Annotated in this window: 8 protein-coding genes and 1 pseudogene; 3 read left to right on the top strand and 6 right to left on the bottom strand. The window is 63.7% G+C overall.

Annotated elements, in window-relative coordinates:
- Positions 1-52 precede the first annotated feature (52 nt).
- Together AC0NID_RS33695 and AC0NID_RS33690 are read left to right on the top strand one after the other, a co-directional pair.
- Positions 53-841, top strand: coding sequence for an IclR family transcriptional regulator (locus AC0NID_RS33695; RefSeq protein WP_473454866.1), 789 nt, complete (start codon positions 53-55; stop codon positions 839-841).
- Positions 842-909: 68 nt separating this feature from the next.
- A complete protein-coding gene (locus AC0NID_RS33690) occupies positions 910-1,746 on the top strand; it encodes an amidohydrolase family protein (RefSeq protein ID WP_473454865.1) in 837 nt (278 codons plus the stop codon).
- On the opposite strand, the gene AC0NID_RS33685 is transcribed toward AC0NID_RS33690, so the two are convergent.
- The 3 genes from AC0NID_RS33685 to AC0NID_RS33675 are packed head-to-tail and all read right to left on the bottom strand — an operon-like array spanning position 1,732 to position 4,625.
- Complete coding sequence (locus tag AC0NID_RS33685; RefSeq protein ID WP_473455064.1) at positions 1,732-2,889, bottom strand: extracellular solute-binding protein; 1,158 nt, start codon at positions 2,887-2,889, stop codon at positions 1,732-1,734. The genes AC0NID_RS33690 and AC0NID_RS33685 overlap by 15 nt on opposite strands.
- A gap of 20 nt (positions 2,890-2,909) precedes the next feature.
- Complete coding sequence (locus tag AC0NID_RS33680) at positions 2,910-4,070, bottom strand: CaiB/BaiF CoA transferase family protein (protein WP_473454864.1); 1,161 nt, start codon at positions 4,068-4,070, stop codon at positions 2,910-2,912.
- 3 nt (positions 4,071-4,073) lie between these two features.
- The gene (locus AC0NID_RS33675; protein ID WP_473454863.1) at positions 4,074-4,625 is read right to left on the bottom strand and encodes a MaoC family dehydratase; all 552 of its coding nucleotides are present in this window, start codon (positions 4,623-4,625) and stop codon (positions 4,074-4,076) included.
- A gap of 144 nt (positions 4,626-4,769) precedes the next feature.
- On the opposite strand from AC0NID_RS33675, the pseudogene AC0NID_RS33670 reads away from it, so the two are divergent.
- Positions 4,770-5,914: pseudogene (locus AC0NID_RS33670) on the top strand (lactonase family protein).
- Positions 5,915-6,044: 130 nt separating this feature from the next.
- Here AC0NID_RS33670 and AC0NID_RS33665 read toward each other — a convergent pair.
- The 3 genes from AC0NID_RS33665 to AC0NID_RS33655 form a co-directional block, all read right to left on the bottom strand.
- Positions 6,045-7,469, bottom strand: a complete 1,425-nt coding sequence (locus AC0NID_RS33665) for an HlyD family type I secretion periplasmic adaptor subunit (protein WP_473454862.1) — start codon at positions 7,467-7,469, stop codon at positions 6,045-6,047.
- Between the two features lie 42 nt (positions 7,470-7,511).
- On the bottom strand, positions 7,512-9,257 hold the full coding sequence (locus tag AC0NID_RS33660; protein ID WP_473454861.1) for a type I secretion system permease/ATPase: 1,746 nt from the start codon (positions 9,255-9,257) through the stop codon (positions 7,512-7,514).
- A gap of 72 nt (positions 9,258-9,329) precedes the next feature.
- Positions 9,330-12,935: a DUF5801 repeats-in-toxin domain-containing protein gene (locus AC0NID_RS33655; RefSeq protein WP_473454860.1), complete on the bottom strand. Its 3,606-nt coding sequence runs from the start codon at positions 12,933-12,935 to the stop codon at positions 9,330-9,332.
- Positions 12,936-13,182 lie beyond the last annotated feature (247 nt).

Below are 13,182 nucleotides of genomic sequence, written 5' to 3'. Positions count from 1 at the left end.
CGATGCGGATCATTGTGCGTATATGAAAGCAGAAATTCACTGGGGAGTGACTATGGCGGAAGACGAGGACGATGACCGTTATCGTGCCCCGGCGCTGGACAAGGGGCTCGACATCCTAGAGCTTCTGGCCGGCGTCGATGGCGGCCTGACGCAGGCGGAAATCGCCAAGAAGCTCGACCGCAGCCCCAACGAATTCTACCGCATGCTGGACCGGCTGGTGCGGCGCGGCTATGTCACGCGGCCCGACGGCGACCGTTATTCGCTGACGCTCAAGCTGTTTGGCCTGGCGCAACTGCACGCGCCGGTGCGGCGGCTGGTTTCCTACGCGACGCCGCTGATGCGTGAACTTGCCGAAACCTCGCAGCAGGCGAACCAGCTTGTCGTCTTCGACCGCGGTTCCGCCGTCGTGATCGCGCAGCAGGAGGCTCCCGACTATTGGGGCATCTCTATACGCGTCGGCTCGCATATCAGCCTGTTCGACACCGGCTCGGGACATGTGCTGCTGGCTTTCCGCTCGCCGGAAGAGCGGCAGATGATGATCTCCGAGCATCTGCGCAGCACCGACAAGCCGCCTCAATCACCGGAGTTCTTTGCCCGCCTCGACCAGATTCGTGAACGCGGCTACGAGATGATGGCGTCCATGCAAACCGCCGGGGTGTTCAACCTGTCGACCCCGGTGCTGGGGTCGGACGGCAAGGCGATCGCCGCGCTGTCGATCCCTTATATAACCCTGGTCAACGCACCCAGGGCGCCCGATATCACCAGGACGATCGAGTTGCTGCAGGCGGCGGCCGAAAAACTCTCGCAATTGGCGGGGTCGGCGGTCAGGCAGTCGGAATAAATTCTTATTTGAATGAAAAATTTCTCCGTGAGATGATTTTCGAAACGTCGGAGGAGGAGCACGCCGTCATGATTTTCGATACCCATCTGCACCTGATCGACCTTTCGGCGCTGCGCTATCCCTGGCTCTCCGGCGTCCCGGCGCTCAACCGCGATTTTTCCCACGACGACTATGCAGTCCAGGCGCGCCGCGTCGGCATAGTGGGCGCGTTTCACATGGAGGTCGATGTCGATCCGGCCGACATCGAGGCTGAAACCGGCCATGTGGAGGCGCTGTCGCACCAGAAGGACAGTTTGCTGCGCGGGGCAATCGCCTCTTGCCGTCCGGAAGTGCCGGGCTTTGCCGCCTACCTGGAGGCGCAGCGCACCGATCCTTTCGTAAAAGGCTTTCGCCGTGTGCTTCACGTCATGCCGGACGAGCTTTCGGAAGGCGCGCTGTTTCGCGAGAACATCAAGCGGCTTGCCGGTACCGGGCTGACCTTCGATCTCGTCGTTCTGCCGCATCAGATCCCCAAGGCGATCGCACTCGCCGATCTCGCACCGGATGTGCAGTTCGTGCTCGACCATTGCGGCGTGCCTGACATCAAGGGCGGCGGTGAGCATCCCTGGCGCGAGCATATGGCGGAGATCGCGCGGCGCCCGAACGTCATGGCCAAGATTTCCGGCGTGGTCGCCTATGCGGATGCCGGATCCTGGACCGTCGAGACCCTGCGCCCCTATGTCGAACACACGATCGGCTGTTTCGGCTGGGACCGCGTCGTCTGGGGCAGCGACTGGCCCGTCTGCACGCTTGGCGGCGGGCTGGCGACCTGGGTGGCGGCCACGCACGCACTGCTTGAAGGCGTAAGTGCCGACGAGCGGACATGGCTGCTGTCCGCCAATGCCAAGCGGCTATGGAATTTCTGACGCCGCTCCTCCGTCGGCAGCGCCGGCCACCCGCGTTGGGAGACTCTCCAGAAACAGGCGATTGAGATCGGCAACGACGCGACCGGCATCGTGCTTTTCGGCCAGGCCGAGATCGATGCGATCGGACGCGGCCTGTTGGAAGGCCATGTAGCCATCGTGCCGTGGCCTGACCCAGGCGCCTTCGAGCGTGGCACGCGTGTCCTTGTAGAAATTGCCGGCGGCCGCGTTGACGGCGGCATCGCCCCAGGCTGCGGCGTGGCCGGGCTGGCCGCCGGCCGAGGCATAGGGGCCGCGCTGCACCTCGCCGCCGGCGATCCAATAGGCAAAGTCGATGGCCGCCTGCCTGGCCTTCGAAAAGGCCGAAACGGCAATGCCGGTTCCGCCGAGCGCCGAGCCGACCGGACCGGCATTGCCGGCGACCGGAATATCCGTGAAGGCAAGCGGGTTGGTCCGGAATCCGGCAATGGCATAGGAGACATAGCCATAGATCAGCGGCGCGCAGGCGATCCGCGAGCCGGACCTGGCCATTTCTTCCAGCACGTCGATCGGGTCCATGCCGAGGCAGGCCGGATCGACGAGAGCCGCGATCTCGCGCATCATCTCGAAAACGCGGCTGCCCATGTCAGGGTCTACATGGTCGCCAGGCTCCTCGACGGCGGGCCGGCCGAGATTGCCGGCAAGCGTGTAGAACACCATCAGCGAATGCGGCGGCCTGAGCGGCAGCAGCACGCGGCCGTGCCGCGCCAGGTCGAGCACGTCGGACCAGTTCGCCGGCGCGGCGGAAAGCATGTCCGGCCGCCACGCCTGCACCTGACTCGCAGTGTCGATCGGAAACGCCCACTGCCGCCCTTGCCAGTTGTAGCTCGGATAGGACCGGCCGACGCTGCCCGCAGCCAGCGCCGCGCGTTCCGCTTCCCGGCCCGCGACATCGAGCGGCGTCAGGCAGTTCTCGGCGGTGATCTGGCCGACATGTGGATGATCGATGACGATCAAATCATAGACGCGGGCCAGTGCCTCGACCGGGAAGGATTCGAAATCCTGCAGCGAGCGCTTGTCCCATTCGATGGTGACGCCGGTGCGCTTCTTCCACAGCGCCGAACAGGCGACCATCGGGTCGTAGCCGCGCGGATGGCTCCAGGTCATGCCTTTGAGCATCACGTCGCTCACAGGCCGAATTCCTTGCGGATCTTTGCGCTGTGCTCGCCGATTCGCGGCGCGGCCCGCTCGACCTTGGCGCGGACGCCATCGACCCGGAGCGGCGAGCGCGTGGTGAGGATCGAGACGTCATCCTCGCGCGTCACCGTCTGCAGCATGTCGAGGACCTGGAAGCCCTCGCTTGCCATCATTTCCGGCCAGGTCAGCACCTTGGCGCACCAGATGTCGGCAGGCTCGAGGATGGCAAGCCATTCGTCGACCGTCTTCGTCGCGATGCGGTGGGCGATGATCGCCTTGATCTCGTCGCGGGCGCTGAACCATGTCGACGGCTGGTCGCGATAGGGCGCAAGCTGTTCGAGCTCCAGGAGGTCGGCGAGCTTCGGGATCGGCGTCATGGCGATCGCCAGATGGCCGTCCTTGGCCGGATAGACGCCGTAGGGCGCCGACAGATAGGCATGAGCGCTGCGGAAGCTCGACCGCCGCGGCAGGCGACGGCCGTCGTTGAGATGGGTGGTCAGCACCTCGAACTGGAAGTCGACCAGCGCTTCCAGCAGGCTGGTCTCGACATGGCTTCCGGTGCCGGTCACGCCGCGCCGCACCAGCGCGGCAAGGATGCCTTGCGCGGCGGCGGAGCCCGCCAGCATGTCGGCGACCGCCAGGCCGAAGGGCACCGGCCCCTGGTCCTCGTCGCCGTTCAGCCACATCACGCCGGAACGGGCTTGCGCCAGCAGATCCTGCCCGGGTCGCTTGACCCAGGGACCTTCCTCGCCATAGCCGCTGATCGAGGCATAGACCAGACGCGGGTTGATCTTGCGCACCGCCTCGTAGTCGAGGCCCAGTCGCTCTATGACGCCGGGCCGGAAGTTCTGGATCAGCACGTCGGCCTTGGCCAGCAGGCCGCGCAGCGCCGCAAGGTCGGCTTCCTCCTTGAGGTCGATCGCGAGACTTTCCTTGGCGCGGTTGATGGCATGGAAGATGGTGGAATCGCCGCCGATCTCGGTGTCGCTGAGATAGAGCCGGCGCGACAGGTCGCCGCCATCCGGCCGCTCGATCTTGATGACGCGGGCGCCGAGGTCGAGCAGCCGCAGCGAGCAGTAAGGCCCGGACAGGAACTGGCTCATGTCGACGACGACAAGCCCGGTCAGCGGCAGTTCGGCAGTGGCGGCCATCGCCTATTTCTCCGTCTCGGCGGCGAAATCGGCTGGATTGCGATATTTCACCGTCTGCAGGTGCTCGCAATAAAGCACGAGCTCTCCTTCACCCTTGAAGACTTCATAGCTGGCGCGGATCAGCCCCATCTCCTTGTATTTGGGTTTCTTGTCGAGGTTGGAGCGGATCGAATAGATCGTGTCGCCGATGAACACCGGCTTGATGAATCGCAATTTGTCGTAGCCGTAGGAAAAGGCGTTGACGCAATTGGTGGCGACGAGGCCGAGCCCGGCCGAGAACACGAAGGCGCCGGCGACCAGCCGCTTGCCGAAGATGCCTTCCGTTTCGGCGAACATCTGGTCCTGCACGTAAGGATGGATATCGAGCACCAGCGCGTTGAAAAGGTGGCTGTCGCCCTCGGCCATGGTCCTGCGCAGCGAGCGGATTTTCTGGCCGACCGGCCAGTCCTCGTAGCACCAGTTCTCCGCGTTCCAGACGGGAAGATCGGCGTGATCCTTCGGCATGTTGGCGGGGTGCGTCGAAGCTACGCCCACGGTCGGCGCGAAACCTGTCATGGCAACATCCTGGGGAAGCACGGATCATTCGTCCGGGCGCACTGCTGACCGGCGAACTGCATGATCGATCCCTTCCACCAATCTTCTTTTGTGAATAGTATTTTCACATATGGGGTTATCTTGCAAGCGTGAACCGGTGAAATTTTGTTCGGATCCGCATCGGCCAGTGCCGGCGAAACAAGGGAGGATTTGACGCAGAACGCCTGTCTGGTCTTCGTCGGCAGCCTCAACCGCGAGGCGCCTTATTTTCAGGGCGCGCGCGGCGTCGGGCTGGGCGTCTACAGTTTCGACGAAGAGACGCTGGAGACGAGGAAACTGGCTGAGACGGGTGACGTCGACAATCCGACCTTCCTGTCGGTGACGCCGGACGGCTCCCACATCTATGCCAACTCCGAGGTGTTCGCCTGGCGCGAAGGCGTGGTCTCGGCCTACGGGTTCGACAGGCAAACCGCCGTGCTTTCCTACATCAACAAGCAGCCGAGCCTCGGCAGCATCACGGCGCACAATACGATCACGCGCGACGGAACGAAGCTGCTGGTGGCCAATTACGGCATGGGCGAAGGCGGTCCAGATCGCTCGGTCGTCGTCTATGGGCTGCGCGAGGATGGCGGCCTGACCGCGCCGCTGTCGAGCGTCGCCCATGCCGGCACGGGTCCCGAAGCGGCTCGTCAGGAACGACCTCATGCTCACAGCGTCACCGAGACGATTGCCGGCGGCGTGGCGATCGTCGCCGATCTCGGCATAGACCGGCTTGTCTCGTACCGCATCGGGCCCGATGGCAGCCTAACCAGACTGGCCGAATCCACCCTTGCGCCGGGCGCCGGCCCGCGCCATGTGGCGCTGCATCCGGGCGGCCGTTTCGTGTTCCTCATGAACGAACTGGATCGACGGTCGTGTCGCTTGCGCTCGACAATGCGTCGGCCAGGCTCGCCGTCATCGACACGAAGCCGGCCGTGCCGGCCGAAGCGCGCGACGGCAATCACTGCGCCGACATCCAGATCTCCCCCGACGGCCGCTTCCTTTACGGTTCCAACCGCGGCCATGACAGTGTCGCGGTGTTTTCGGTAGACCAGCAGACAGGTACGCTCGCGCTCGTCGACTACACCCCGTGTGGCGGCGCCACGCCGCGCAACCTGGCACTGACGCCCTCCGGCGGCCACCTCTTCTCGGTCAACCAGAATGCCGACCGCATCTCGATTTTCGCGCGCGACGCCGCGACGGGCCGGCTGACCGACACCGGACGATCCATCGACATCGGCACGCCGATGTGCGTCAAGATCGTGCGTTGACCGGGTGCTTGAATATCGTGCCTTGACCACTTGCTTAGGAGCATGCCGGCGACGCAGGATGAGCCAGAGGTTTGTTTCTGGTGTCGCGCTGTTCCAGCTTCGCCGCGACAGGTCGCTGATCTGCGCGGGCCTAATTCTCCCTGAATCCGCGATTGAGCGAATCGCGAATCGGCGCGAGCACATAGTCGAGCAGCGTATGCTCGCCGGTCAGTATCATGACTTCCGCGGGCATGCCGGGCGACAGTCGAACCTCATGGAGCTTTCCCAACTCGGCGGCATCGACTTTCACCTTGGCGAGGAAATAGGGTTCTCCGGTCCTCTCGTCGGTGAGCCGGTCGGCCGATACCGATGTGAGCAAGCCATGGATTTGCGGAAGATGCCGGCTGGGGTAGGCAGACAGCACCACGCGTGCCGGCATATCAGGATGCAACATGTCGATGTCAGTCGGCTTGATCCGCGAATCGATGACTAAGTTAGGCTCGTCCGGAACGATATCGAGAAGGGGCTGGCCGCTGGAAATCACACCGGATTCGGTGGTGACACGCACGTTCATCACCGTTCCTGCAATCGGCGCGAGGATCGCGGTCCTGGCCAGCACATCCTGACGCGAGGGCATCTGGCTGCGCAGTTCGGCCAGCTCGCCGCGCACCTTGCCAAGATCCTCGTTTGCCGCCTCACCATCCTGCTGCCGCAGATTGAGAAGCTGCAGCTCGGTCTCGCCAATCTGCTGTTCGTTGCGCGCAACCTGCGACCGGTTCGATGCCTGGTTTGCCCGGATGTCGGCCTGGGCGCGCTGCAGCGCCAGGATCCGCGGGAGGCGCTCCAGTCCCTGTTTGTACATCTCCTGCGCCGAAGCGATCTCGCGGTCGATCAGCCCCAGTTGCTCGGCTTGGGCTGCGATCACTTCCCTGGACCCTTGGATTTGCTCCTCTATCTGCCGGATGCGCTTTTGGAGGATCTGCTCGCGGCCCTCGCGGGTTGCAAGGCGGCTGCGCAGCAGTCCCTGCTCTTCGGCGGCCACTTTGTGCGCGGCCTCGTTGTCAGCCGATGTCAGTTCCCTGGGAAAAATGATCTGATCTTCTCCGGCAAGCTCCGCACCCAGGCGTGCTTCGATCGCCAGCAAGCGAATGTAGCGCTCATGCAACTCGTCGTAGCGGCCCTGTGCGTCGGTCGCCTTCATGCTTATCAGAACCTGGCCGGCGGTGACCTTGTGGCCTTCCCGGACGTGGATTGTCCTGATGATACCGCCTTCCAGATGCTGAACGGTCTTCCGGTAACTTTCGGGGCTGACAATGCCGGGGGCCACGACGGCGCTTGCCAGGAGGGCCATATTTGCCCAGGCCACGGTACCGCCGACAAAGAACATGGCGGAAAAGTAGCCGAGCATGCGCGCTGGCCGTGTCCGGCGTTTCAGGTCGCGGCTGCTCGCGCGAGACGCGCGCGATCGCCGTCGGACAAGCAAGACGAGTACGAGCAGAAGCAGCGCTGTGGCGGCTGCCGCCAGCGCGGCGCCCACCAGCATGTCCAGCACGTCCAGCACGTTGGCCACCAGCATGTTCAGCATCCTTGACAGGTCGCCAAATTGATCGCTCATGGCTCACTCCGCTGCCTTTCGCGTTGCCGGCGCATTGGCGGCAATCTTGTCCGGGCCCTGTGCCGGCACCGCGATGCGTTGACCGGCCAGCGCGCCCAGCACCTCGCCGCGCGTGCCGAACATCTTGACGGCGCCATCGAGTATGAGAACAACATGGTCCGCCGTGCGCAAAAGGTTCGTCTGGTGGCTGACGAGAACGACGGTGCAGCCTCGTTCCTTCAAATGCCGAAGCACATCGAACAGTGCCATTTCACCGTCGCCGTCGAGGCCGGTGTTCGGTTCGTCGAGCACGACAAGCGAGGGATTGCCGAACAGGGCCCGGGCGAGCGCGATGCGCTGACGTTGGCCACGCGAGATTCGTGCCCCGTGCGACCCCACCTCGGTTTGATAACCGTTCGGCATCCGCAATATCATCTCGTGGATACCCGCCGCCTGCGCCGCGGCGATGACCGCGGCACTGTCGACATCACGCAGGCGCGCAATGTTCTCGGCTATCGTCCCGGGAAACAGCTCGACCTGCTGCGGCAGATAGCCGATGTGCATCCCCAACTGGTCACAAGGCCAATTGGCGACCTCCGCTTCGTCCAGCCTTACATGGCCGAGCGACGGGCGCAGCGTCCCCACCATGAGGCGGCAGAGCGTGGTCTTGCCGGAGCCCGACGGACCGATCACGCCACAGGTCTCGCCGGCCACGACGTTGAAGGATACTTTGTTCATCAGCGCCTGCTGTGTACCCGGCGCATAATAGTACACGTCCTCAAGCTTCAGCCGCCCTTGCGGGCGCGGCAAGGTTACGCCACCGCTTTGCCTGGACCCGGTATCCGCAAACAGGCGCATGAGGTTGCGACGCGCAGTGCGAGCGGCAACCAGGCTGCGCCAGGCTCCGATCGAGCGTTCTATCGGCGCCAGCGCGCGGCTCAGCAGGATCGATGCTGCGATCATCGATCCAGCCGTCAGTTCGCCATGCAGGACAAAGTAGGCGCCAAGCCCCAGCACGGCTACCTGCAGGGCCATGCGGAGCGAGCGCGACAGGTTGCCGATCATGGTCGTGCGGCCGAGAATCTGCGCCTGGATGGTCATGAACGACTGCTGCTTTTCTTCCCAGCGCTGCAGCGCCGGCTCCGACATTCCGAGCGAGCGCAGCGTCTCGGCGCCATCGATGTATTGGCCGGCCGCGACCTGGTTATGGCGCAGCCCTGCTGCCGCCTCCTGGCTCTTACGGCGGGTGAGGAAATCATTGGCGAGCGCGCCGCAGAACAAAACGATCGCTCCGACAATACCGACCATGCCCAATGCTGGGTGCAGAAGCCATATGAACGCCAGGAAGACGGGCGTCCACGGTGCATCGAGAAAGGTCAGCACACCGTCACCGGCAACGAAGCCGCGCAGGTCCGCCACATCCTTCAGGCCGGCCTCGAGGCTGCTGCCGCCCGCGAGGCGAGCCTCGATGGCTCGCTCGATCACCGGGACACTCAGCTGGTCGTCGAGCCATTGGCTGATATGGCCGAGGATCATCCGGCGGGCTTGCTCCAGCAGGCCGTAGACGGCGATCGCGCCGATCACCGCCAAGGTGAGCCACATCAGCGTGTCGATCGACCCGCTCGACAGGACCCTGTCGTAGATCTGCAGCATGTAAACTGCGCTGGCGAGCATCAGCAGGTTGGCAAGCAGGCTGAAAATGAGCAGGGCGGGCGCCTGGCGCCGCGCCAGATGCATCACCTCCTGAAACTGCGGTCTTGGCTGCGTCACGGATTGCCCCCGTTGCGATGCTTTGGATTGGGCCCGGCCGGGCGCTAAGGCTGGCACCCGGCCGGTATCGCGTCAGGCTATGACGACGCCGTCTACGAGGCCGTCGTCGAAGATGCCGGTCCCGTCGATGCCAATGGAGAAGCTGTCGCTCGCCGTGTCGCCGTCTGCATCGGCGATCTGCACGGTGAAGTCGAGCTTCTCGTCGGGCGCTGGCTGCGTCTGGGCAAGGCCGAAGCCGCCGATGTCGAAGGTGTTGTTGTCGTTGCCCGCAATGCTGTCGGCGTTGCTGATGTTTTCGATCAGAACGCGGTCATGGGTTCCGCTGGTCGTCCACGTCACCTTGTCGCCGGTGCTCAGGCCGGTGACCGTCAAGGTGCCGTCAGCGTTAACCGTGACGACCGGAGTAAATTGCGTATTGCCTGTCTTGACGACGAAGTCGACGACCGAGGCGGATAAGATATCGACCTGCGTGTCGTTGGTAAGCCCGTCGACGAAAGCCGTCCCCGGCTCCGCAGCGGTGGTGAAGGCCGTGATCTTGACGGTGACGGGTCCGACGCCCGGATTGGTCTGGTTGACGGTGAAGGACGCCGTGGTCGCGTTGAACACGTTCGTGAAGGCGATGTTGGCTTCGACGTCGGCCTCGTTCTGGTCCAGATTGGGCACGAGGAAGTTCGTGTTCGCGCCCGTGACGTAGGTGATGAACGCGCCCTCATCGGGGTTGATCGCGTTGCCGTTGACGCCGAACGAGGTGGTGCCGCCGGCCTGGCTGATATTGAGCACATCCTTGGTCGTGATGTTTCCGCCCTCGGATTGATTCAATGGGTCTTCCCCGATCACCACGATCTGGGTGGAGTTTGGATCGCCGAAGGTCATGAACAGGTTGCTGCCGGAGGGTGCTCCGGCGAAGGCGAAATTCACCTCCGCGGGCGGAGGATTCTGGAGGACATCGAAGGTATAGTTGCCGCCGGATAGGGTCAGCTTGAAGAAATCGATGTCTCCGGCGGTGTGTGTGCCGCTGCCGTCAACATCCTTGTAGTAGGTAGCGACAGTGTTGCTGTTCGTAATGTCCCTGAGCAGCGTTACCTGCGAGGATGTGCCGTCCAATATCGTCAGGGTCACCGGCGAGCTCGTAATGCTATAGGTTGCCGGGTCATCCGCCCCGACCACCCCGCTGAGCGTCTTGGTCACGGTGCTGCCAGCAGCGAAGTCCACCAGCCCATCGGCGACGGGTCCGATGGCCGGCCCGTCGTCCTGGAACTGCACGGCATCGCCGATGCCGGTCGAGGCCGTCGCTGTGTCGCTGTCACCGTCGGTGACCGTCGCCACCGCCAGCAACGCGCCGTCGGTGATCGACACCGAATCATCGGGATTGGTGGCGTCCGGGTGCTTCAGCGAGGCGTACTGCGCCACGCTCACGACCCCGGTCGCGCTGTCGATTGCGACGGCGAACGCCGCCGCTCCCGCGGCTGAGCCTATGCGGCCGACCACCAGGTTGCCTTCCTTGAACAGGAAGATGCTGGCGCCGGCGGTCGTGTCGAGGCCGGAATCCACCCCTGCGGCGGACACAGCCAGCGAAAACGCCGTCGTCCCGCCCTCCTGGTCCGCGCCGAACGAGCTTCCCGTCGAGCTCACGACTGGGGTTGCGTCCTGCGCGTAACCGGTGGGGCTCAGGTCGGCACTTTTATTGGCGACCCCGGCGAACAGCGCCACCACCGCTGCCGCCGTGGTGTCGTCGGCATCGGCGTCGACGCCCGCGGTCTCGTCATGCGCCACCGTCGCGGCGCCCTGCACGATCGCCGCTGTCGGTCCGTCGTCCTGGAACTGCACGGCATCGCCGATACCGGTCGAGGCCGTCGCTGTGTCGCCATCGCCGTCGATGACCGTGACCCTTGCCAGCAACGCGCTGTCGGTGATCGACACCGAATCATCGGGATTGGTGGTGCTCGGGTGCTTCAGTGAGGCGTACTGCGCCACGCTCACGACCCCGCTCGTGCCGTTGATCGCGACGGCGAACGCTGCCGCCCCCGCGGCTGAGCCTATGCGGCCGACCACCAGATCGCCTTCCTTGAACAGGAAGATGCTGGTGCCGCCGGTCGTGTCGAGGCCGGAATCCACCCCTGCGGCGGACACATCCAGCGAGAACGCAATCGTGCCCCCGTCTGTACCTGTAGAGCTGCCGGTTGAGCTCACCACCGGGCTCGTGTCCTGTGCGTACCCGGTCGGGCTCAGATCGGTGCTGACATTGCTGACGCCCGCGAAAAGGCTGATGACTCCTGCGGCAGTGGTGTCGTCGGCATCGGCCTGGTTGCCCGCAGTCTCGTCATGCGCCACCGTCGCAGCGCCCTGGACGATCGCCGCCGTCGGTGCGTCGTCCTCGATGACGATCTGCTGGCCGACGAACGTCGAGGCGCCGCTGGATGTCACGATGCCGAAGCCGCCGATGTCGAAGGTGTTGTTGTCGTTGCCCGCAATGCTGTCGGCGTTGCTGATGTTTTCGATCAGAACGCGGTCATGGGTTCCGCTGGTCGTCCACGTCACCTTGTCGCCGGTGCTCAGGCCGGTGATTATCAAGTTGCCGTCGGCGTCGATCGAGGCGGCCGGAGTAAATTGCGTATTGCCTGTCTTGACGACGAAGTCGGTGATCGAGAACGACGTGATGGCGACGTGCGCGTCGTCGGTGAGCCCGTCGACGAAAGCCGTCCCCGGTTCCGCGGCGGTGCTGAAGGCCGAGATCTTGACGGTGACGGGCCCGACGCCCGGATTGGTCTGGTTGACGGTGAAGGACGCCCCCGTCGCATTGACGACGTTCTGGAAGTCGATGTTGGCTTCGACGTCGGCCTCGTTCTGGTCCAGATTTGGCACGAGGAAGTTCGTGTTCGTGCCCGTGACGTAGGTGATGAACGCGCCCTCATCGGGGTTGATCGCGTTGCCGTTGACGCCGAACGAGGTGGTGCTGCCGGCCTGGCTGATATTGAGCACATCCTTGGTCGTGATGTTTCCGCCCTCGGATTGATTCAATGGGTCTTTCCCGATCACCACGATCTGGGTGGAGTTTGGATCGCCGAAGGTCATGAACAGGTTGCTGCCGGAGGGCGCTCCGGCGAAGGCGAAGTTGAGCTGCTCACTCGCCGCGAGCTTGAGGGTGTTGCCGAGATCGACCGCGTCATCCGGGTTGGTGCTGTCGCCATGGAAGATCGGAACGTAGGTGACGATGTTGAAGGTTACCTGGTCGCTGGTCGCGCCGGCGTTGATTACGTCCTGCTTGAAGATGACGAAGGCGATCGCGTCGGCACTGCCGTTGCCATCGCTGTCATATCTCCCGATCACGGTGTCGTTTGCACCAGCGAAAAGCAGGATATCCTTGCCGTCGACGGTGTTGAGCCCGCTATCGTCGCCGTCGAGGGTGCCGCCGCTGCCGTCGGTGAACGTAGTGCCGACGAGCTGGGAGCCGGCGGTGGCGTTGACAGTAACCGAGTTCGTCTTGGTCGCGACGCCGATGCTTGTCGGGAACGCGGAGCTCAACCCGAGAGTCGTCTCGAGATAGGTCCGGAACGAAGCCGGCAGCGAGGAGTACGCAACATCGGTGTCCGTAAAGGCGTCGTCGATATTGTCGCCGGTTTGTAGCCCGGTGGTCTGGTCGTTGACGGTCTCGTCGTTGAGAATGAAGGTGATTGCCATGATCGTTTCCCCCTTCGTTGAGTTTATTTTTAACGTCCGCACTTCCGATGACGCCGGAATGCACCTACTCGAGTGCACCCGGTCGCGTACTGAATTGCGGCATTCAATTGTTCATTGTGCCGCCGATGGCGAAGAGGCGTCCATTCGCGGTTCGATAGTGTTATGGTGAATACCCCTACCTGATCGAACGATATACATCCTTCGATAGGGTCGAGCCGCGACAGGCACTTGCGGGTAAACCGGGTTG

The organism is Mesorhizobium sp. WSM4821 (assembly GCF_055901555.1).
Note: the sequence above shows the minus strand (reverse complement) of the source record. Positions and strands in the feature narration are given on the sequence as shown.